This window comes from Cupriavidus sp. WGlv3, from assembly GCF_023952475.1.
GTDB lineage: Bacteria > Pseudomonadota > Gammaproteobacteria > Burkholderiales > Burkholderiaceae > Cupriavidus > Cupriavidus phytorum.
This window is the reverse complement of sequence record NZ_JALHRX010000003.1, coordinates 190712-213162: the sequence shown is the minus strand read 5'-3', so window position 1 is coordinate 213162 and position 22451 is coordinate 190712. Positions and strand designations below refer to the sequence as shown.

Annotated in this window: 16 protein-coding genes; 6 read left to right on the top strand and 10 right to left on the bottom strand. The window is 68.7% G+C overall.

From position 1 onward, the window contains the following. Positions 1-19: 19 nt before the first annotated feature. From MKD38_RS07555 to apbC, 10 genes are all read right to left on the bottom strand, one after another. A complete protein-coding gene (locus tag MKD38_RS07555) occupies positions 20-1246 on the bottom strand; it encodes a formate dehydrogenase subunit gamma (protein ID WP_252675487.1) in 1227 nt (408 codons plus the stop codon). A 49-nt stretch (positions 1247-1295) separates the two neighbouring features. After that, the gene (locus MKD38_RS07550; RefSeq protein WP_018008073.1) at positions 1296-1532 is read right to left on the bottom strand and encodes a hypothetical protein; all 237 of its coding nucleotides are present in this window, start codon (positions 1530-1532) and stop codon (positions 1296-1298) included. After that, a complete protein-coding gene (fdh3B, locus tag MKD38_RS07545) occupies positions 1529-2239 on the bottom strand; it encodes a formate dehydrogenase FDH3 subunit beta (protein WP_252675486.1) in 711 nt (236 codons plus the stop codon). Before fdh3B ends, MKD38_RS07550 begins: the two co-directional genes overlap by 4 nt. Positions 2240-2254: 15 nt before the next feature. Beyond that, positions 2255-5299: a molybdopterin-dependent oxidoreductase gene (locus MKD38_RS07540; protein ID WP_252675485.1), complete on the bottom strand. Its 3045-nt coding sequence runs from the start codon at positions 5297-5299 to the stop codon at positions 2255-2257. A gap of 73 nt (positions 5300-5372) precedes the next feature. Continuing rightward, positions 5373-5588 carry a formate dehydrogenase gene (locus MKD38_RS07535; protein WP_252675484.1) on the bottom strand — a complete coding sequence of 72 codons (216 nt, stop codon included), beginning with the start codon at positions 5586-5588 and terminating at the stop codon, positions 5373-5375. A gap of 167 nt (positions 5589-5755) precedes the next feature. Next, positions 5756-6394, bottom strand: a complete 639-nt coding sequence (locus MKD38_RS07530) for a TorD/DmsD family molecular chaperone (protein ID WP_252675483.1) — start codon at positions 6392-6394, stop codon at positions 5756-5758. Between the two features lie 37 nt (positions 6395-6431). Continuing rightward, the gene (locus MKD38_RS07525; protein WP_252675482.1) at positions 6432-8597 is read right to left on the bottom strand and encodes a 4Fe-4S binding protein; all 2166 of its coding nucleotides are present in this window, start codon (positions 8595-8597) and stop codon (positions 6432-6434) included. A gap of 100 nt (positions 8598-8697) precedes the next feature. Then, the gene (locus MKD38_RS07520; RefSeq protein ID WP_252675481.1) at positions 8698-9336 is read right to left on the bottom strand and encodes a DUF3306 domain-containing protein; all 639 of its coding nucleotides are present in this window, start codon (positions 9334-9336) and stop codon (positions 8698-8700) included. Between the two features lie 31 nt (positions 9337-9367). Next, positions 9368-9907, bottom strand: a complete 540-nt coding sequence (locus MKD38_RS07515) for a DUF3305 domain-containing protein (RefSeq protein WP_252675480.1) — start codon at positions 9905-9907, stop codon at positions 9368-9370. Positions 9908-9923: 16 nt separating this feature from the next. Then, the gene (apbC, locus tag MKD38_RS07510) at positions 9924-11012 is read right to left on the bottom strand and encodes an iron-sulfur cluster carrier protein ApbC (protein WP_111519324.1); all 1089 of its coding nucleotides are present in this window, start codon (positions 11010-11012) and stop codon (positions 9924-9926) included. A 337-nt stretch (positions 11013-11349) separates the two neighbouring features. Here apbC and MKD38_RS07505 point away from each other — a divergent pair, with 337 nt between their 5' ends. The 6 genes from MKD38_RS07505 to MKD38_RS07480 all read left to right on the top strand — a co-directional run bounded on the left by MKD38_RS07505 (position 11350) and on the right by MKD38_RS07480 (position 22375). After that, on the top strand, positions 11350-11988 hold the full coding sequence (locus MKD38_RS07505; protein WP_116383387.1) for a YiaD family glycine zipper/OmpA-like lipoprotein: 639 nt from the start codon (positions 11350-11352) through the stop codon (positions 11986-11988). A gap of 287 nt (positions 11989-12275) precedes the next feature. Beyond that, positions 12276-14354 (top strand): methionine--tRNA ligase, encoded by a 2079-nt coding sequence (metG, locus tag MKD38_RS07500; protein WP_252675479.1) that lies wholly within the window; start codon positions 12276-12278, stop codon positions 14352-14354. A gap of 361 nt (positions 14355-14715) precedes the next feature. Continuing rightward, positions 14716-18051 (top strand): acetyl-CoA carboxylase family protein, encoded by a 3336-nt coding sequence (locus tag MKD38_RS07495; protein ID WP_252675478.1) that lies wholly within the window; start codon positions 14716-14718, stop codon positions 18049-18051. Positions 18052-18125: 74 nt separating this feature from the next. Then, positions 18126-19859 carry an AMP-binding protein gene (locus MKD38_RS07490; RefSeq protein WP_252675477.1) on the top strand — a complete coding sequence of 578 codons (1734 nt, stop codon included), beginning with the start codon at positions 18126-18128 and terminating at the stop codon, positions 19857-19859. Positions 19860-19925: 66 nt separating this feature from the next. Continuing rightward, complete coding sequence (locus tag MKD38_RS07485) at positions 19926-20714, top strand: IclR family transcriptional regulator (RefSeq protein WP_252675476.1); 789 nt, start codon at positions 19926-19928, stop codon at positions 20712-20714. A 59-nt stretch (positions 20715-20773) separates the two neighbouring features. Next, positions 20774-22375 (top strand): ABC transporter substrate-binding protein, encoded by a 1602-nt coding sequence (locus tag MKD38_RS07480; RefSeq protein WP_252675475.1) that lies wholly within the window; start codon positions 20774-20776, stop codon positions 22373-22375. Positions 22376-22451: the final 76 nt, after the last annotated feature.

Genomic DNA, 22451 nt, shown 5'->3' with positions numbered 1-22451 from the left:
CCCGCTCGTCAGGCCTGCGTCAGGCTTCGCCGGGACTCTGCCGCGCCGGCCGGGCCGCGGCGGCATCCGGGCTGGCCGAACGCTGGGCCGGGATCTTGCCGGACTTGATGTCGTCGTACCAGAGCTCGTGGTGCTCCTTGGCCCAGGCCTCGTCGACCCAGCCATCGCGCATGGCGCGGTACGCGCCTTCCATGCCGATGGTGCCCATGTAGATATGGCCGCACGCCATGGCAATCATCAGCACCGCCGAGATGCCGTGGATCACGTTGGCGATCTGCATGGTGGCGCGGTAGTAGTCCATGCCCGGCACGATCATGTCGAGCACCCAGCCCGAGACCGACAGCACCAGGCCGAACACGAACACGCCCACCCAGAACCACATCTTCTCGCCGGCGTTGAAGCGCCCGCTCGGCACGTGCTTGCCCGAGGCCAGCCCGCCGAGGCTGGTGACCCAGCGGACGTCGTCGCGGCTGGGCAGGTTGTCGCGCAGGAACACCACGAAGGCGACGATCACCGACAGCGTGAAGATCGGCCCCACCACGTTGTGCAGGTTCTTCAGGATGTAGCTGAGCCAGCCGAACAGCATATGGCCCATCAGCGGCAGCAGGAAATGCTTGCCCAGCAGCATCACGATGCCCGACACCGCCAGCACCACGAAGGAAATCGCCATGGTCCAGTGCACGATGCGCTCGAGCGGGGTAAAGCGCTCGATCATGCGGCCGGTCCTGGGCGTGCGCAGCGGGATGGTGCCGCGCCACAGGAAGAAGCCGAGGATCACCACCGGCACGATCAGCAGCAGCCAGCCGCCCCAGACCGTGATGACGCCATTGCGGAACAGCCGCCACGACTGGCCGGTGCGCTGGATCAGCACCCCGGCTTCCTTGTCGGGCAGGCTGCTGTAGTGGCGCTGGTCGGAATTGACCTCGCGCCACATCGGCGCGTTGCTGCCGGGCTGCGTGACGCTGCGCTGCTGCTGCGACCTGGCCTCGGCGGCGATGTCGCGCGGCGGAATGTTGAAAATGTTCTCGGACGCGATGCCGGCCAGCGGCTGGGCCGGATGCGTGGCCGGGTTGTTGGCGTCGGCGCTGGCCGATGCGGTCGCCGGTCCGGTCGACGGCCCCGGCGCGGGTGCCGGGGCCTGTGCCACGGCATTGCCGGCCGCGGCCAGCGCCAGCGCGCCGGCAGTCAGCCAACCCCGCCAGCCACGCCAGCCTCCGGCGCGGCATCGATTGTGCGACGGCGTCATAGCCCCTCCTTCAGTTCCCGGCTGGCGGGAAGTCCACACGGCGGCGCGGTCATTGCACCCGGTTGTACTCGTTCTGCAACTGGTTGCGCTGGCGGATCTGGTTGTTCCAGCTGTTGCGGTCGCCCGCGGTCCAGCCCTTGGCCACGAACGGATCGTCCGGGGCGCCCTGGAACGCCTGGGCGTCGGCCTTGCGGTGCGACGGGCCGATGGTCTGCGGCTTCTCGCCGCACGCGGCCAGCAGCACGCCGCACAGCGACACCAGTGCAACGACGCGGATGCGATTCATGACGCTTTCCCTCCTGCAGGTGCCGTGGCTGCCGGCGCGGTCGGCGCGGCGGGTGCGGCGGGCGCCGTCGTTGCGGGCGCAGGCCGCTGCGCCGGTGCCGCCGGCTTCGCGCCGGCCTGGGCATTGCCATAGGCCGTGCCCCAGCCGAACACGTCGCCGCCGGTGCCGCGCTTGATCACGCGGTTGCGCAGGATGTCGGCAATCACGTCGCCGTCGCCGCCCAGCAGCGCCTTGGTCGAGCACATCTCGGCGCACAGCGGCAGCTTGCCTTCGGCGAGCCGGTTGCGGCCGTACTTCTCGAACTCGGCTTCCGAGCCGTTCTTCTCCGGGCCGCCCGCGCAGAAGGTGCACTTGTCCATCTTGCCGCGCACGCCGAAGGTGCCGGTCGACGGAAACTGCGGCGCGCCGAACGGACAGGCATAGGAGCAGTAGCCGCAGCCGATGCAGACGTCCTTGTCGTGCAGCACCACGCCGTCCTCGGTGCGGTAGAAGCAGTCGACCGGACAGACCGCCATGCAGGGCGCGTCCGAGCAGTGCATGCAGGCCACCGAGATCGATTTCTCGGCGCCAACCATGCCGTCGTTGACCGTGACCACGCGGCGCCGGTTCACCCCCCAGGGCACCTCGTGCTCGTTCTTGCAGGCAGTGACGCAGCTGTTGCACTCGATGCAGCGCTCGGCGTCACAGATAAATTTCATGCGTGCCATGGTGTTCCTCTGCGCTTAGGCAAACCGCTCGATCTGGCAAATGGTGGTCTTGGTTTCCTGCATCATCGTCACCGAGTCATAGCCGTATGTGGTGGCGGTGTTGACCGCTTCGCCACGCACCACGGGCATCGCACCCTCGGGGTAGTAGTCCTTCAGGTCCTTGCCCTGCCACCAGCCCGAGAAATGGAACGGGACAAAGGCGGTATCCGGCCCGACCCGCTCCGTGACCAGCGCGCGTACCTTCAGCCTGGCGCCGGTCGGCGTCTTGACCCAGCAGTAGTCGCCGTTGCGGATGCCGCGGTCGGATGCGGCGCGGGGGTTGATCTCGACGAAGTTCTCCTGCTGCAGTTCCGCCAGCCACGGGTTGGAACGGGTTTCCTCGCCCCCGCCCTCGTACTCGACCAGGCGTCCCGAAGTCAGGATGATCGGGAATTTCTCGGCCACCTTGTTCTCGAGATTGCGCTGCTGCACCGACTTGTATAGCGTCGGCAGCCGCCAGAACGCCATCTTGTCGTCGTGGGTCGGGTACTTCGCGACCATGTCGGGACGCGTCGAGTACAGCGGCTCGCGGTGCTGCGGGATCGGGTCGGGGAAGTTCCACACCACCGCGCGCGCCTTGGCGTTGCCGAACGGATGGCAGCCATGGTTCTTCAGCACCACGCGCTGGATGCCGCCGGACAGGTCGGTCTTCCAGTTCTTGCCCTCGGCCTTGGCCTTCTCGGCATCGGTCAGGTCGTCCCACCAGCCCAGCTTCTTCAGCAGCACGTGGTCGAACTCGGGATAGCCGGTGGTGATCTCCGCGCCCATCGAATGCGAGCCATCCTCGGCCAGCAGGTTGACGCCATCGCGCTCCACGCCGAAGTTGGCGCGGAAGTTGCCGCCGCCGTCCATCACGTGCTTGCTGGTGTCGTACAGGTTGGGCGAGCCCGGATGCTTCAGTTCCGGCGTGCCATAGCATGGCCACGGCAGCCCGAAGTAGTCGCCGGTCAGGTCGTAGCCGGTGACCGGGTCCTTGCCCGACTTGCAGCGCAGCGTCTTGACGTCGAACATCTGCATATTGCGCATGTGCGACTTCAGGCGTTCGGGCGACTGGCCGGTGTAGCCAATGGTCCAGTTGCTGGCGTTGATCTCGCGCAGGATCGATTCGGGCTCGGGTTCCATCCAGGTCCGGCCGGCCCGCTTGACCTCGATCATCTTGTAGTTCTTCGACAGCTCCTTGCCGAAGCCGAGCTTGTCGGCGAACGCCTGCATGATGGTCTGGTCGGGCATCGACTCGAACAGGGGCTCGATCACCTTCTCGCGCCATTGCAGCGAGCGGTTCGAGGCCGTGCACGAGCCCGAGGTCTCGAACTGCGTCGCCGCGGGCAGCAGGTACACCGCGCGGTTGGGGTTGACCTTGTCGCCCTCGGCCGGCGGCATGTTGGCCATGGCCGCGGTCGCCGACGGGTACGGGTCCACCACCACCAGCAGGTCGAGCTTGTCGAGCGCCTTCTTCATTTCCAGGCCGCGCGTCTGCGAGTTCGGGGCATGGCCCCAGAAGAACACGCCGCGCACGTTGTTGTCCTGGTCGATCAGCTCGTTCTTCTCGGTGACGATATCGATCCAGCGCGACACCGTGGTGCCGGACTTCTCCATCATCGCCTGCGACACGAACTGCTTCTTGATCCATTCGTAGTCCACGCCCCAGACCGCCGCGTAGTGCTTCCACGCGCCGGTGGCCAGGCCGTAGTAGCCCGGCAGCGAGTCGGGATTGGGGCCCACGTCGGTGGCACCCTGCACGTTGTCGTGGCCGCGGAAGATGTTGGCACCGCCGCCCGCCACGCCGATATTGCCCAGCGCCAGCTGCACGATGCACGAGGCGCGCACCATCGCGTTGCCGATGGTGTGCTGGGTCTGGCCCATGCACCACACCAGCGTGCTGGGCCGGTTCTTGGCCATGATCTCGGCCACCATGTAGACCTGCGCCTCGGGCACGCCGGTGACCTCCTCGACCTTGTCGGGGGTCCACTTGGCCAGCACCTCTTCCTTGACCTTGTCCATGCCGTAGACCCGGTCGTTCAGGTACTTCTGGTCTTCCCAGCCGTTCTTGAAGACGTGGTACAGCACCCCGAACAGGAAAGCGATATCGGTGCCCGAGCGGATCCGCACGTAATGGTGCGCCTTGGCCGCGGTGCGCGTGAAGCGCGGATCGACCACGATCACCTTGCAGCCGTTCTCCTTGGCATGCAGCAGGTGCAGCATCGACACCGGATGCGCCTCGGCCGCGTTGGAGCCGATATACAGCGCCGCCTTGGCGTTCTGCATATCGTTGTACGAGTTGGTCATCGCACCGTAGCCCCAGGTATTGGCCACGCCCGCCACGGTGGTGGAGTGGCAGATGCGCGCCTGGTGGTCGGTGTTGTTGGTGCCGAAGAACGACACCCACTTGCGCATCAGGTAGGACTGCTCGTTGCTGTGCTTGGAAGAGCCGACGAAGAACATCGAGTCCGGACCGGTCTCCTGGCGGATCGCCTTCATCTTTGCGGTGATCTCGTCGAGCGCCTGGTCCCAGCCGATGCGCTGGTACTTGCCGTTGACCAGCTTCATCGGGTACTTGAGCCGGTATTCGCCGTGGCCGTGCTCGCGCAACGCGGCGCCCTTGGCACAGTGCGCGCCCATGTTCAGGGGCGAATCGAACACCGGCTCCTGGCGGATCCACACGCCGTTCTGCACCACCGCGTCGACCGCGCAGCCGACCGAGCAGTGGCCGCACACGGTGCGCCTGACCACGATGCCGGTCTTGCCATCGCCGGCGGCCTTCTTGTCGTCGGCGGCATCGGCCTTGCGCAGCAGCGTCAGCTGCGAGGCCGCGAGGCCGGCGCCGACGCCGATGCCGGAGCGCTTGAGGAAGCTGCGGCGGTCCATGGTCGGCATGGCGCCGGCCAGGCTGGCCGCGAGTCGTTGGGAGAGCCGGCCGGAGCTTGCGCCGGCGGATTCGGGCCCGGAGTCGGGCCGATGTGCAAGGCCATCAGCGAGGCGGGCGGATGCGCCCTGCGCCGCGCGTTTGCGGGTCAAGATCATGTCTCACCTCAGAAACGGACGATTGGGTAGCGTCCGGTTGCAGGCGGCGCGCCAGACCACGCCGCCGTGGCAGTTACACCAGCGTGGTCCGGTAATACTTGCGGATGTGGTCGGAGACCCGGTAACCCTTGCTGTCCGACGGAGGATCGGTGGGTTCCGGCAGGGCTGCAGCCTGGCCCGGCATGGCGGGTGTGCGCGCACTCAGCGCTGCCGCACCGGTGGCGGCGGCTACAACTCCGGCGCCCGCGAGAAACGTGCGGCGCGCGACCCTGGTTGGCTTCTCTCTCATGTGGGGGCTCCTCGGTTGTCAAAGCCCGATGGTTGTGCCGTTATGCGTTGTTATGCATATTCTAGAATCAACTGGAAGGAAAGACCATGACAAGCACGGGTTTTTCCTTACCTTCTGCTCCAACTTGAGCTAAGAAACCTGCGCCTTGCGCCGCATCGGTCCCGCGCTCAGGTCATCTCGAGCGCCACCGCCTCGACCCCGGCGAAGGTGCCGAGCAGTCCGGCCACGCTGCGATAGAAGCGCGCCTGCGGGTGCGCCGCCACCGCCTCGCACAAGGGCTCGATCCAGGGCTGCAGATGCTTCGCATAGAAGCGCTGCTGCTCGCCCAGGTTTGACACCGCCAGGTCGTCACCCGCCACCAGGAAGCGCATCACCTCGCACAGCGTGGCGATGTGGTCCTCGGTCTCGCTGACGCCTTCGTGGCGCTCCAGGCCATAGCGGGCCAGGTCTTCGCGCAGCGCCACCAGCGGGCGCTCGTTCAGAAAGCCCGTCATATAGAAAGAGCCGTAGAGAAACACGTCCTGGCGGCCCACGCCGACGAACAGTTGCCGGTACTCCTCCTCGGCCTCGGCCGCGGTGGTCTCGGATGCTGCGTCGCACAACGCATTCCACGCCTTGCCGAGCACGGTCTGCGCATCTTCGCCCACGGCGCGGTTGGCCGCGATGTGATGCAGCAAGGCCGCGTCCGGGGCGCGGTAGAACAGCGTCGCCAGCAGGCCGTACAGATCGGCGCGAGCGGTGTCTTCGCTGTCCGCGGGGTCGGCGGGGGGCGCGGCGGTGAGCTGGATCGGCTGGAAATCTGTCATGTCGTGATGAATTGTGCCCGGTGGCCCGGGCCGGGTCTCAGCGCAGGGTAGCGCCGGTGACGGCGCCTGGGTCGTGTTCCATCATGTCCACCACGCGGCAGTCCGGGCACATCCTGAGGCGCTCCGCGGCGGCGCCGGCAAAGGCCGGATGGCCGGCCAGGCGCACCAGCATCGACTCGACCATCTGCGCCGTGCCGAACGGCTTGGCGCAGCGCACGCAATGGAACGGCTGGGCCTCGTTGAGCGTGACCGGGCGCCGGGCCGCGTCGCCGGCCAGCAGGCGCGGCACCAGGGTCACGGCGTCTTCCGGGCAGGTCTTCTGGCACAGCCCGCACTGCACGCAATTGCGCTCGATAAAGCTGAGCACCGGGCGCTCGGGATTGTCGCGCAGCGCCTGCGACGGACACGCGCCCACGCACGCCAGGCACAAGGTGCACTTGCCGGTATCGACGGCGATGGCGCCGATCGGCGCGCCCGCGGGCAGCGGCACGCTCTGCGCCGGCGACGGCGCATGGCGCACCAGGTGGTCGAGCGCGAAGTCGAGCAGCTCGCGCTTGGCCGCAACCGGGCCGAAGGATGCGGGCGGCAAGGCGTTGCGCGCCGGGCGCAGCGCCGCCAAACCGGCATCGAGCGCGACCGTGTCGGCGGCCTCGACCAGCGACAGCACCTCGTCGTCATAGCCCAGTCCCGCCAGCAGCGCGCGCCCCACCGCCATCTGCTCGAGCAGCGCGGCGCGGTATTGCGGCGCCTCGTCGCCGGTCAGCAGCACGGCGACGCGGCTGGCGCCCCAGCACAGCGCGGCCAGCCACAACTCCAGCCCCACCGAGGCCGGATGGAACAGCGACAGCGGCATGACCTGCGCGGGCACACCCTGCGCCTTGCCGCCGCGGGCGGCGCGGCCCAGCGCCAGCAGCGCGGGCGTGCCGGACTCCTCGCCGTGCAGCAGCACCACCGGATCGCGCGCGCCGGCCTGCCGGTAGGCGGACAGCAGCGTGCGCAGCCGCGCGCCGGTGGTCTCGGGGCCGGGGTAACCATAGCTGATGGCACCGCTCGGGCAGACCGTGGTGCACGCGCCGCAGCCCATGCACAGGTTGGGCGTGACCTCGATGCGGCCCTTGCCGTCATGCCAGCGCGAGGCGATGGCCTGGGTCGAGCAGATATCGATGCAGGCGGTGCAGCCGGTGGTCTGGTTGCGGCCGTGCGCGCACAGGCTTTCCTTGTAGCGGAAGAATTTGGGCTTCTCGAACTCGCCCACCAGCCCGGCCAGCGCCAGCGCCTGGGCCTGCTGCCGCTCCGGGTCGGCGCCGGCATGCAGATAGCCCTGCGGCGGCTGGTGCATGGTGAAGGCGGGCGTGTCGCACAGGTCGAAGACCAGGTCGAAGCGGCCCGCGCCGGTGCCCTGCGGACGGTCGAAGTCGATCGCCGCGGCGGCGCCGCAGGCGCGCACGCAATCGCGATGCGCGCGGCAGCGCGACAGGTCGATCTGGTAGCTGAAGTCGATCGCGTCCTCGGGACAGGCATCGATGCAGGCATTGCAACGCGTGCACAGGTCCAGGTCGATCGGGTTGCTGCGGCCCGCGCCGGTTTCCCAACTGGCCTCGAAGGCGCCGAGCCAGCCGCTCAGCGCGGCCAGCTTGCCGCTGTGGACCGGATAGGCGCGCGCCGCGGGCTGCGCGGCGGTGCCGTCGCGCGGGTCGCCGCCGGTCAGCAGCACCGTGACTTCGAGCTGCATCGCCGCCAGCCGCTCGGCCCACGGCAGCGCGCGCGCCGCCGGGCCCAGGACCAGCACCGCGCCGTCGCTGCGGTAGTCCACCACCGGCACCGGCTCGGGTTCGGGCAGTGCCGCCACCGCCAGCAGCGCGGCGATCTTGGCGTTGGCGGTCCTGGGGTCGCACCGGGCGCCCTGCGACCAGCCGCCGGTTTCGCGAATATTGACGAAGCGCACCGGCGCGGTCACCACCGCCTGGCCATCGCGGCCCTGCGCGGCTTGCGCGGCCACCTCGGTAAAGAGCTGGCGCTCTTGCGTGCAGGCGACGATCACGTCCTCGGTGCCGTCCAGCGCGGCGGTGAAGTCACCGATTTCGCGCCGGCACAGCAGTCGATGGACCTTGAGCGGCCCCTGGCTGGCGTCGCGGGTTGCGTCTGACAATGCCGCCCCGTCCAGCGGCATGGTGTCGTTGCAATTGCAGATCAGCGTCGGCATGGCGAGTGCGGCTGACCGGTCCGGACGTCCCTTCTTGGCGGGGGTCTGCGGGCCGGCGGATTGTGGGGATGCCTATTGTAGGCTGCGCTGCCCGCTGGGGCTACGCGCGTTTATGCGGGTCTTGCGGCGGGTCTTGCAGGCCCTGTTGTTCGCTTTGACTGGCGTGCGGCGGCGGCGTTTCAGCGCCTGCCGGTGCATCGGCCTGCACCAGCGGCGCGTCGGCGTCTTCGCCTGGTGCTGCGTCCGCCTGATGCGGTGCCTGCTCCGCGTCCGTTTGCGCTGCCGGCGGTACCTGTTCCGGCTCCGACAGGCGCGCCGCGGCTTCGGCCGCGGCGCGTTCCTCGTCGGTCGGCTCGAACAGGCCCAGCGTCTGCGCTTGGCGCAACTGGCGCAGGATTTCGGGCGGGATCGGGTCCGGCTTGCTGTAATCGTCGATATAGATATCGAGCCCGTCCATCACATTGAAGTGCGGATCGGCAAACAACGTCTTCAGCGCGGCGCGCTTGACCGATTCGTCCACGCCGCGCGCAACGAAGCGGGCGATCTCGTCACCGGGCCGCAGCGCCGCGACATCGGCCAGCGTCGGCGGCGGATCCCGCGGCGACTCGGGAACGGCTTCGACGGTCGCAGGGGGCGCCTCGGCGGCCACCGTCGGCAGCGGCTCGGCGGGCACGGCCACGCCCTCGCGCACCGCGGCCTTGCGGCGCGACCAGCGCGACAGGAAGGACGATTCGCTCATGGGCAGGGCCGCTTCTCGATGGTGTCAGGAATCAGTAGCGGGCGCGCTGGTCCGGCGCCTTGAAGGATTCGGGCCGGCGCCGCTGCTTGGGCTCGGGCCGGTAATGTTCGTTGACGTAGGCCTGCAGCCAGTCGCGCTGCTCCGGCGCCAGCGGCACGTTCTCGACGGTCTCGCCGGCGTCCAGCCAGCGGCCGGCCTCGTTGTACGACAGCGCCACGGTGACCGGCACCGGATGCGCCTCATCTGCGTCGCCCTTGCCGTCATCCTCGGGCATGCGCCACAGCACGAACCAGCACGGCGTGGCGGAGGTCAGGTTCAGGTAGTAGCCCTCGCCCTGGTCGCGGAACAGCTCCACCTCGTAGCCCGGGTACAGCCAGCGCGCGCCGTGCGCATCGTGCTCCAGGCACACCGGCTGCGTGCCGAACTCGCCCAGGTCGGGCAGCACCGCGTCCAGCTGCCATTTCCAGGGCTGCCAGCGGTTCGCCAGCGCCACCTTGCGCATCACCACGGCCATGGTGACGGCGGGGCGGGCGCCGTGCGGCGGCAGGTTGGCGGTGGGCTGGCTGTCCATGGCGGCAGGCGGGCGCTCAGGTGTTCTGCACGACGATGCTGGGAAACTTGCTGGTCATGTCGCGCGCCTTGTCGGCGACCTTGATCGCCACCTTGCGCGCGATGGCACGGTACATCTCGGCCACCGGGCTGTCGGGCTCGGCCACCACGGTCGGGCGGCCGGAATCGGCCTGCTCGCGGATGCTCAGGTTCAGCGGCAGGCTGCCGAGCAGGTCGACGCCGTAGTCGGCGCACATCTTCTCGCCGCCGCCGTGGCCGAAGATATGCTCGACATGACCGCAGTTCGGGCAGCAATACACCGCCATGTTCTCGACGATGCCCAGGATGGGAATGCCCACCTTCTCGAACATCTTCAGGCCCTTCTTGGCGTCGAGCAGCGCGATGTCCTGCGGCGTGGTCACGATCACCGCACCGGTGACCGGCACCTTCTGCGACAGCGTCAGCTGCACGTCTCCGGTGCCCGGCGGCATGTCGACGATCAGGTAATCGAGGTCGCGCCAGTTGGTCTGGCGCAGCAGCTGCTCCAGCGCCGAGGTCACCATCGGGCCGCGCCACACCATGGGGTTGTCCTGCTCGATCAGGAAGCCGATCGAGTTGGCCTGCAGGCCGTGGCCCTCCAGCGGCTCCATGGTCTGGCCGTCGGCGGATTCGGGGCGGCCGTCGATGCCCAGCATCATCGGCAGGCTGGGTCCGTAGATGTCGGCGTCGAGCATGCCCACGCGCGCGCCTTCGGCAGCCAGCGCCAGCGCCAGGTTCACGGCCGTGGTCGACTTGCCCACGCCGCCCTTGCCCGACGCCACCGCAATCACGTTCTTCACGCCCGGCAGCAACTTGACGCCGCGCTGCACCGCGTGGGCGACGATCTTCATGCTGACGGCGACGCTGACATTGGTCACGCCCGGCAGCTGCCGCACCGCGGCCACCACCAGCTTGCGGATCGGATCGAACTGGCTCTTGGCGGGGTAGCCGAGTTCGACCTCGAGCGATACCTCGCCGCCATCGACGCGGATGTTCCGGGCCGAGCGGGTGGACACCAGGTCCTTGCCCGTATTGGGGTCGATGACGGTGCGCAGGGCTTCGGTAACCTGCTCAGTGCTGAGGCTCAAGACAAACTCCGCTTGGATAGTGGGGAACGGGCGCATGATGGCCTGCGCCTAATGTATCAAAGTATGCAGCACCGGCCATGAACGCCGGAAATCCGCGCGCAATCCCCTCTGTGGGGTGGGGGATTACAGACAATTACAAATCTCACAAGCTTGCACTTGTGCGCGCGCCGCCATATCCATATTGTAGTGCGGTTGGACGGCCCGGCAGGTCGATACCGCAAGCGGTGCCGCGCCCGGCCGGGCCGACGCGCACAATGGGTTACCTGCCGCCTGCCTTGGCGTTACCATCGCCCACGCGGTACCAAGAACATTTACGGGAATATCAGAAGGAGAAAGCATGAAGATCAAGCTCGTTACCGTTTCGCTCGCCGCCGCCACGCTGCTGGCCGCTGGCTGCGCCACCGAACAGCAAACCCACACGGCGGTTGGTACCGGCGTCGGCGCCGCGGTCGGCGCGGGGCTTGGCAACCTGATCGGCGGCAACACCACCGGCACGCTGGTGGGCGCGGCCGTCGGTGGCGCCATCGGCGGCGCGACCGGCTACAACTGGAACGCGATCCGCGGCAAGCTGAACAAGGACACCGCCGGCACGGGCACACAGATCACCGAGCAGCCGGACGGCTCGCTGAAGGTCAACATCCCGAGCCAGGTCACCTTCGACACCGACAGCGCCTCCATCAAGCCGTCGTTCCGCTCGGTGCTCGACCAGGTCGCGCAGACCCTTGGCCAGCACCAGGACGTGAGCGCCAACGTGGTGGGCCATACCGACAGCACCGGCAACCCCAACTACAACATGCAGCTGTCGCAGCGCCGCGCGCAGAGCGTGGCAGGTTATCTGGGTGATCGCGGCGTCGCACGCAACCGCCTCTCCGCCGAAGGACGCGGGCAAAGCCAGCCGGTTGCCGACAACGGCAGCGAAGCCGGACGGGCACAAAATCGCCGCGTCGAAATTTTTTTGAAACCAATTCAAGGGTGACCCTGTCATAGAAACAGGTGCCGCTTGCCACCGTTGCTGGCTCGCGATGGGTGGCTGACCTCCCGGGCGGTACCTGATTTCTCCTCCTTTTCCGTTGTGGAAAGCTGCGCCGGCACTGACCGGCGCTTTTTTTTGCCCGCGCGGATCCGGGCGCCCGCCCATTCCGCGATGCGGAACCGCCGCGCGGCGCCCTACCAGTTGTTAAAATAGCCCCTTCCCGGCACGCGCCCGCCCGTCCTGGCTGGCGCCGTCTCCACGATTTCCCCGCTCCTGACCGGCCCCTGTTTATGACCGCACGTCGCATCCTCGTCACATCCGCCCTGCCCTACGCCAACGGCCAGATCCATATCGGCCACCTGGTGGAGTACATCCAGACCGATATCTGGGTGCGGTTCCAGCGCATGATGGGCAACGAGGTCTACTACGTCGGCGCCGACGACACCCACGGCACCCCCGTCATGCTGCGCGCCGAGAAGGAAGGCATCACGCCCAAGGCGCTGATCGACCGCGTCTGGACCGAGCACAAGCGCGATTTCGACAGTTTCCTGGTGTCGTTCGACAACTACTACAGCACCGACGCCGAGGAAAACCGCGAGCTGTGCGAGAAGATCTACCTGGCGCTGAAGGCCGAGGACCTGATCGCCGAGCGCGAGGTCGAGCAGTTCTACGACCCGGTCAAGAACATGTTCCTGCCCGACCGCTTCATCAAGGGCGAGTGCCCGAAGTGCGGCGCCAAGGACCAGTACGGCGATTCCTGCGAGGTGTGCGGCACCACCTACGTGCCGACCGACCTGAAGAACCCCTACTCTGTGGTGTCGGGGGCGACGCCGGTGCGCAAGTCGTCGGCCCACTACTTCTTCAGGCTGTCCGATCCGCGCTGCGAGAGCTTCCTGCGCGAGTGGGTGGCCGACCTGGCGCAGCCCGAAGCCGCCAACAAGATGCAGGAATGGCTGGGCGCCGAGGGCGAGGCCTCGACCTTGTCCGACTGGGACATCTCGCGCGATGCGCCCTACTTCGGCTTCGAGATCCCGGGGGCGCCGGGCAAGTACTTCTACGTGTGGCTGGACGCGCCGATCGGCTACTACGCCAGCTTCAAGAACCTGGCGCAGCAGCGCGGCATCGATTTCGACGCCTGGGTCGGCCCGCACTCGACCGCCGAGCAGTACCACTTCATCGGCAAGGACATCCTGTACTTCCACACGCTGTTCTGGCCAGCGATGCTGCGCTTTTCGGGCTACCGCACCCCGACCAATGTGTTCGCCCACGGCTTCCTGACCGTGGACGGCGCCAAGATGAGCAAGTCGCGCGGAACCTTCATCACCGCGCAGAGCTATATCGACACCGGCATGAACCCGGAGTGGCTGCGCTATTACTTCGCCGCCAAGCTCAACGCCAGCATGGAAGACCTCGACCTGAACCTCGACGACTTCATCGCGCGCGTGAACAGCGACCTGATCGGCAAGTACGTCAACATCGCCAGCCGCGCCGCGGGCTTCCTGGTCAAGCGCTTCGACGGCAAGGTCGACGAGGCCGCGCTGGCCCATCCGCTGCTGGAGCAGCTGCGCCAGGCCGCGCCGCAGGTGGCGCATCTCTATGAAAGCCGCGAGTACAGCAAGGCGCTGCGCCTGGTGATGGAGCTGACCGATGCGGTCAACGCCTTCGTCGACACCGAGAAGCCGTGGGAGCTGGCCAAGGACGACAGCAAGCGCGCCGCGCTGCATGCAGCGTGCTCGGTCTCGCTGGAGGCGTTCCGCCTGCTGACCATCTACCTGAAGCCGGTGGTGCCCAACGTGGCCGCGGGCGTGGAGCGCTTCCTCAACGTCGCGCCGCTGGACTGGCGCGCGATCGACCAGCAGCTGTCGGCCGCCAGCCCGGTGCAGCCGTACCAGCACCTGATGACGCGCGTCGATGCCAAACAGGTCGACGCGCTGCTGGCCGCCAACCGCGAATCGCTGCAGGCGGCCGCGGCGCCGGCCGCCACCGCGGACGCCAACGCCAACGCAGCCGCGATCGAGCCGATCGCCGACACCATCACCATCGACGACTTCGCGAAGATCGACCTGCGCGTGGCCAGGATCGTCGAATGCCAGAAGGTGGAAGGCTCGAACAAGCTGCTGCAGCTGACGCTGGACCTGGGCGAAGGCCGCACCCGCAATGTGTTCTCGGGGATCCAGTCGGCCTACACGCCCGAGCAACTGGTGGGCAAGCTGACCGTGGTGGTGGCGAACCTGGCGCCGCGCAAGATGAAGTTCGGCGTGTCCGAAGGCATGGTGCTGGCGGCCTCGGCCGCGGATGAAAAGGCCGCGCCCGGCCTGTACATCCTCGAGCCGCACAGCGGCGCGGTGCCGGGCATGCGCATCGGCTGATCGTCTTTTATCGCTGTTCCCTCTCCCGACACGCGGGAGAGGGTGCCATCCCGCGGCACGCTCGTGACGCGGTTTCTCTCGATGGCGAATCGCCATCCAATCCCCCGGTGCACGCCGACGCGCCCGCCACAGCCGCCTGAATTCTGCAATGCAGAACAGAACAGCGGCAAATCCCCTTCCCCGCCCCCGCTTTATGCACACGCGGCATGTCATACATGGTTCCGGCGCATCGCGCTTGTGACCCTCTGGCTGGCCGCGTAGATTCCACCTCGCAGAATCACAAACCACAAAAACAAGAAGCCGGCGGCGCAGACCGCTTGCGCGCTTGCGTGCCGCCGCTTCGCATGGGAAGGGGACATTTGTGAAGAAGCTCCTGATCGCCAATCGCGGCGAGATCGCGTTGCGCGTGCAGCGCGCCGCCCGCGATCTCGGCATCGCCACCGTGGCCGTCTACGCCGGCGACGACGCCAACAGCCGCCACCGCCTGCTCGCCGACGAAGCCGTCGCACTGCAGGGCGAAGGTGCGGCGGCCTATCTCGACATCGACGCCATCCTGGCCGCGGCGCGAGCCACCGGCTGCGATGCCATCCACCCCGGCTACGGTTTTCTCAGCGAGCGTGCTGACTTTGCCAGCGCCTGCGCGGCGGCACAGATTGTCTTTGTCGGGCCCGAGCCCGAACACCTAGCGCTGTTCGGCGACAAGGGCCGCGCGCTGGCGCTGGCCGCCCGCTGCGGCGTGCCGGTGATGCCGGCCACGCCGGGCGGCGCCACGCTCGATGCGGTGACGGCGTTCTTCGACGAGCAGGACGGCGCCGGCGTGGTGCTCAAGGCGGTGGGCGGCGGCGGCGGACGCGGCATGCGCGTGGTGCGCGAGCGCGACGCCCTGCCCGAAGCCTATGCGCGCTGCCGCTCCGAAGCACGCTCGGCGTTCGGCATCGACACCCTCTACGCCGAGCGGCTGGTGGCGCGCGCGCGCCATATCGAAGTGCAGATCGCCGGCGACGGCGACAGCGTGATCGCGCTGGGCGAGCGCGACTGCACGCTGCAGCGCCGCTTCCAGAAGGTGGTGGAGATCGCGCCCAGCCCGGCGCTCGATGCCGGGCTGCGCCAGCGCATCGTCGACGCCGCCTGCACGCTGGCGCGCGAGGCGCGCTACCGCAGCCTGGGCACCTTCGAATTCCTGGTCGAAGAGCCAGAGCATGGCGCCAGCCGCGATGGCGCGGCCCTGCCCTTCGTGTTTATCGAGGCCAACCCGCGCCTGCAGGTCGAGCACACCGTCACCGAGCAGGTCACCGGGATCGACCTGGTGGCGGTCCAGCTGGGACTGGCCCAGGGCCGGCGCCTGCCCGAGCTGGGGCTGGACCCGCGCCACCCGCCGCGCGTGCGCGGCTTTGCGATCCAGGTGCGCGTCAATGCCGAAGCCACCGACGCGCAGGGGCTGGCGCGGCCGGCGCAGGGCCGGCTGGAGCGCTTCGATCCGCCCACCGGGCCGGACGTGCGCGTCGACACGCATGGCTATACCGGCTATGCCCCGTCCGCGCATTACGACACGCTGCTGGCCAAGCTGATCGTGACCTCGGCCAGCGATCACTTCGCCGACGCGGTGCGGCGCCTGCAGCGCGCGCTGGCCGAATTCAATATCACCGGCATCGCCACCAACCTGGACCTGCTGCGGGCGCTGGCCGAGCGCGATGACTTTGCCAGCCAGCAGGTGCATACCCGTTATATGGAGACGGCGCTGCCCGCGCTGCTGGAACGCGCCGCGCAGATCGGCGCGCAGCACGCGGCCAGGCACGCGCTGGCGGGCGCCGCCGTGGCGCCGGTGGCGGCCACGTCGAGCAGCGCCAGCTTCGACGAGCAGCTGGGCGAAGGCCTGAGCGCGGTGCGCGCGCCGATGAACGGCCGCGTGATCGAGCTGGCGCGCGAGAACGACGTGGTCAAGGCCGGCCAGACCGTGGCGGTGCTCGATGCGATGAAGATGGAACATGCCATCGTGGCCGAACACGCCGGACGCGTGATCGACCTGCGCACCGCATCCGGCGAGCAGGTGGCCGAAGGCCAGGTGATGCTGGTGCTGGAGCCCGCCGACGCCGGCGCGCATGCCGGCGCCGACGCCGAACGCGCCGACCCCGCGGCGATCCGCCCGGACCTGCAGCGGGTACTGGACCGCCATGCCTTCCTGTACGACGCGAACCGCCCGGAGGCGGTGGCACGCCGCCATGCGCGCGGCCAGCGCACCGCGCGCGAAAATGTCGACGACCTGTGCGATGCCGGCAGCTTCCGCGAATACGGCGGCCTGGCGCTGGCGGCGCAGGCCAGCCGGCGCAGCGAGGCCGACCTGATCGCCAACACCCCCGCCGACGGCCTGATCACCGGCACCGGCACCATCAACGGCAGCCTGTTCGCGCCGGAACGCGCGCGCTGCGCGGTGCTGGCCTACGACGCCACGGTGCTGGCCGGCACCCAGGGCAAGCGCAATCACACCAAGACCGACCGCATCCTGGAAGTGGCGCTGCGTAACCGCCTGCCCACGGTGATCTTTGCCGAGGGCGGCGGCGGGCGTCCGGGCGATGTCGACTTCCCCACCGTCGCGGGCCTGTACCAGCCGTCGTTCGGCGCCTTCGCCGAGCTGAGCGGCGAGGTGCCGGTGATCGGCATCGCGTCGGGGCGCTGCTTCGCCGGCAATGCCGCGCTGCTGGGCTGCTGCGACTTGATCGTCGCCACGCGCAACGCCAACATCGGCATGGCCGGCCCCGCCATGATCGAAGGCGGCGGCCTGGGCGTGTTCCGGCCCGAGGACATCGGTCCGGCCGCGGTGCAGTACCACAACGGCGTGGCCGACCTGCTGGTCGACGACGAAGCCGCGGCCGTGGCCGCAGCGAAGCACTACCTGTCGATGTTCCAGGGCCGCATCGAAGCATGGCAGGCGCCCGACCCGCTGGCGCTGCGCCACGTGGTGCCTGAAAACCGCCTGCGCGTGTACGACACCCGTGCCGCCATCGATGGTCTGGCCGACGTCGGCAGCGTGCTGGAGCTGCGCGCCGGTTTCGGCACCGGCATCCATACCGCGCTGGCGCGCATCGAAGGCCGGCCGGTGGGCATTCTCGCCAACAATCCGCGCCACCTCGGCGGCGCCATCGACGCCGATGCCGCCGACAAGGCCGCGCGCTTCATGCAGGTGTGCAACGCGCACGGGCTGCCGATCGTGTCGCTGATCGACACGCCGGGCTTCATGGTCGGCCCCGAGGTCGAGGCCCGCGCCCAGGTGCGCCACGTGTCGCGCATGTTCGTGATCGGCGCCAAGCTGCGCGTGCCGTTCCTGGCGGTGGTGCTGCGCAAGGGCTATGGCCTGGGCGCGATGGCGATGGCCGCGGGCGGCTTTCGCGCGCCCAGCTTCACGGTGTCGTGGCCGACCGGCGAATTCGGCGGCATGGGCCTGGAGGGAGCGGTCCGGCTCGGCTTCCGCAAGGAACTGGAAGCGCTGCCGGCGGGGCCGCAGCGCGATGCGCTGTACCAGCAGCTGGTGGCGCAGATGTACGAGCGCGGCCATGCCATCAACGCCGCGGCGGCGCTGGAGCTCGATGCCGTGATCGATCCGGCCGCGACGCGGCAGTGGCTGGTCAGCGGCCTCGAAGCGGGCGAGGCCGACCCGCACCGATCGCACCGACCGATACGCCCCTTCGTCGACGCCTGGTAGGCGCGATGGCTGACCACACCAAGCGGACCACACCAAGCGGACCCCACCAGAGCGACAGCAAGAGGAGACAGCAGATGGACGAACAGGCGTTCTTCGCGGACCTGGAAGCCCGGCATCGCAAGATCTGGCCCGCCGGCCTGCCCGATGCACCGGTCTACCCCCATGGCGAGGTCCCGCTGGGCGACTACCTGCGCGCGTGGGCGCGCAAGCGCCCGCACCATGCCGCGCTGGTCTGGTACGGCACCACCGTCACCTATGCCGAGCTCGACGACCTGTCCGAGCGCTGCGCCGCGCTGCTCAGGGGCCGCGGCGTCCGCGCGGGCGACCGCGTCGCGGTGATGATGGGCAACTGCCCGCAGTTCCACGTGGTGTTCTACGCCATCCTGAAGCTGGGCGCGGTGTACGTGCCGGTCAACCCGCTCTTCAAGGAACAGGAGCTGGTGTACGAACTGAACGATGCCGGCGCCACCACCATCATCGTGCAGGACCAGCTGGCGCCGCTGCTTATGTCAGTGCGCGCGCAGACCGCGCTGCGGGCGGTCTACACCACCAGCGCCGGCGCCATGCTGCCGGCGCAGCCCGAGCTGCCGCTGCCGGCCGGGCTGGATGCGCCCGCGCTGGCCGTCGATGGCGCCATCGACCTGCTGCAGGCGCTGCGCGAGACCGCGCCGGTGGCGCTGCCGCCGGTCGACCTGGACGCGCTGGCCGCGCTGAACTACACCGGCGGCACCACCGGCCTGCCCAAGGGCTGCATGCATACGCAGCGCGACATGCTGTACACCGCGGCGGCCTCGTACGCGCTGACCGGCGGCGTCGACGCGGCGCGCCTGGCCGACGGCTCGGACGACGTGATGCTGAACTTCCTGCCGATGTTCTGGATCGCGGGCGAGAACCTCGGCCTGATCTACCCGATCTTCAGCGGCGCGACCGTAGTGCTGCTGGCGCGCTGGGACCCGGTCGCGGTGATGGCCGCGATCGAGCGCTACCGCGTCAACCGCACCTTCGTCGTGGTCGACAACGCGGTCGAGCTGATGAACCATCCCGAGTGCGGCCGCTACGACCTGAGCTCGCTGCAGCATACGCGCGCGGCCTCGTTCATCCGCAAGATCACGCCCGACATCCGCCAGCGCTGGCACGCGCTGACCGGCAGCATCATTGCCGAAGGTGCATGGGGCATGACCGAGACCCATACCAGCGACACCTTCACCACCGGCATGCAGGACGACGACATGGACCTGCGCGGCCGCCCGGTCTTCGTCGGCCTGCCGGTGCCGGGCACGCGCATCAAGATCTGCGATTTCGACACCGGCGCGGTGCTGCCGGTCGGCGAGGAAGGCGAGATCGTGGTCAGCACGCCGTCGCTGTTCAAGGGCTACTGGGGCCGTCCCGACGTCGACGCCGAGGTGTTCCGCGACGGCTGGTTCCGCACCGGCGATATCGGCGCGTATGACGAGGCCGGCTACCTGCATTTCCTGGGCCGGCGCAAGGAGATGCTGAAAGTGCGCGGCATGAGCGTGTTCCCGTCCGAGCTGGAGGTGCTGCTGTCGCGCCACCCGGCGGTGCTGGGCTCGGCCGTGGTGGGCCGCCCGGACCCCGACAAGGGCCAGGTGCCGGTGGCCTTTATCCGCCTGCGCCCCGAGCATGCCGACGGCACCAGCGCCGACGCATTGCACGCCTGGTGCCGCGAGCAGATGGCGGTCTACAAGGTGCCCGAAATCCGCATCCTGCCCGAGTTTCCGCTGACCGCCACCGGCAAGGTGCGCAAGGTGGAACTGCAGACGCTGCTGGACACCGAGGCCGGCGGCTGAGCGCAGCCCGGGCGGCGCAAGCCCGGCCGGCAGTACCGCCCCGGCGCAACCATGGAGCCATCGGCCATGCACGATCGATCCACCGGCAACACCAGGGAAGACCGCCATTTCGTCACCGCGCTGGCGCGCGGGCTCGAGGTGCTGGCGTGCTTCCGCACCAGCGACCGCGCACTGGGCAACCAGGAAATCGCGCGGCGCTGCCAGTTGCCCAAGTCCACGGTCTCGCGCCTGACCTCGACCCTGACCCGGCTGGGCTACCTGGCGCGCGTCGAAGGCAGCCAGCAGTACAGCCTCGGCACGGCCTGCCTGCGGCTGGGCAGCGCCATGCTGTCGCGGCTGGATATCCGCAAGGTGGCGCGCCCGCTGATGCAGGAACTGGCGGATTTCTCCGGCGGCACGGTGTCGCTGGGCACGCGCGACCGCTTCTCGATGATCTATGTCGAACATTGCCGCAGCAGCGCGGCGATTGCGCTGACGCTCGATACCGGCTCGCGCATTCCGGTGGCGACCTCGGCGATCGGCCGCGCCTGGCTGGCGGTAGTGGCCGACGCCGAGCGGCAAGCCTTCATGGAGCAGGTGCGCGATGTCGACGACATGGCCTGGCCACGGCTGCGCCGCGGCATCGAACAGGCGCTGGCCGATCACCGCGAGCTCGGCGTGACCTGCTCGATGGGCGAATGGCAGGCCGATGTCAACGGCATCGCGCGCGGTTTCGAGCCCGGCCAGGGCATGCCGCCCATGGCGCTCAACGTGGGCGGACCGTCGTTCCGGCTGTCGCCGTCGTTCCTGCTGCAGGAAGTGCGGCCGCGCCTGCTCGAGGTGGTGCGCCAGCTCGAGAGCAGCTTCCCGCGCTGAGCGCGCCCGTTGTTCACACCCACAGCGCCGCCACGAGACGGCGCAACCGGAGGAGCACCATGCAAGTGAAGACACTGTCTGACGCCACCCGCCACCGGCTGCTGGCCGGCCTCGCCGCCGCGGCCATCGTGCCGCTCGCGCATGCCGCGCCCGCGCCCGCCACCGGCAGCCTTACCGTCGCCTTCGGCGCGGAGTCGACCACGCTCGACCCGGTCAAGATCTCGGCCGGCGTCGACCATTATTTTGTCGGCCAGATCTTCGAGATGCTGGTGCGCCGCAACGCCGCGCTCAAGGACGAGAACTGGCTGGCGGAAAGCTGGAAGCTCGACCCCGGCAAGGACGGCAAGCCGGTGCTCGACGTGCAGTTGCGCAAGGGCGTGCGCTTCCACAACGGCGACCCGCTGACCTCCGAGGACCTGGAGTTCTCGTGGCAGCGCCAGCGCGATCCCAAGAGCAGCTTCTTCTCGCACTATGTGTCGTCGGTCGAGCGCTTCGAGATCGTCGATGCGCACCGCTTCAAGCTGCATTTCAAGCAGCCCGACGCGCAATTCATCGTCGGCAACATGCAGCTGTGGGCCATGCCCAAGAAGTACATCCAGAAGGTCGGCGAGGAAGAGTTCGCCCGCAAGCCGGTGGGCACCGGTCCATGGAAGTTCGTCTCGCGCACGGTCAAGGACGAACTCAAGCTGGAAGCCTTCGACGGCTACTGGAACAAGGACAAGCGCCCCGGCATCAAGGAGCTGACGATCAAGGTGATTCCCGAGGACCTGACCCGGGTGGCGGCGTTCAAGACCGGCAAGGTGGATTTCATCGACAACGTGCCGCCGTCGATGGTGGAGGAATTCAGGAAGATGCCGGGCGTGAAGACCGTCACGCTGGTCAGCGGCAACAATCTGTTCCTGAACTTCAACACGCAGATGCCGAAGTCGCCGTTCAACGACGTGCGCGTGCGCCAGGCCGCCGCGCATGCCATCGATGTCGACGCCATCATCAAGCGCGTGCTGTTCGGCCAGGGCGAGCGCTATGCGCAGGTGGGCAAGGCGTCCAACGGCTACGACGCCGCGCTCAAGCCCTATGCCTTCGACCAGAAGCGCGCCCGCGAGCTGCTCAGGCAGGCCGGCTATCCCAATGGCTTCGACACCCCCTGCTACAACCTCACCACGCCGCGCGAGCCGGGCGTGAAGGAAGTGGGCGAAGCCATGTACGCCTACCTGAGCGCGGTCGGCATCCGCTGCCAGGTGCGCAACCTGGAGTACGGCGCGTGGATCAGCCTGGGCAAGCGCGGCCGTTCCGGTCCGCCCGAGATGGACGGCGTGCTGAGCTGGATGTGGTCGCAGGGCCTGCCCGGCGATCCCGGCCTGGCGTGGTCGGGCCACCTGCACAGCTACCAGGCCGGCGGCGGCTGGGGCACCTACTCGTACACCAGCGACCCCGAGGTCGACGCGCTGCTGGAAAAACAGCGCCAGACCATGGACCCCGCCGCGCGCACCGCGCTGCTGCAGCAGATCGCCCGCCTCAAGCAGGAGCGCGTGCTGGGCGGCCTGCCCACCTACCGCCCGCTGGTGACCTTCGCCTGGCGCGACAACAAGATCGACTACGTGCCCTGGCCGATCCGCGACTACTGGCGCTCGTTCCAGGAAGTCAGCTGGAAGCCGCGCTGAGCCGCCGCCGCGCCGGCCGCATCCATCCCTGCGCGCCGGCGCGGCATCCCCGCCGATGACTCCCCGACGGAGCCCG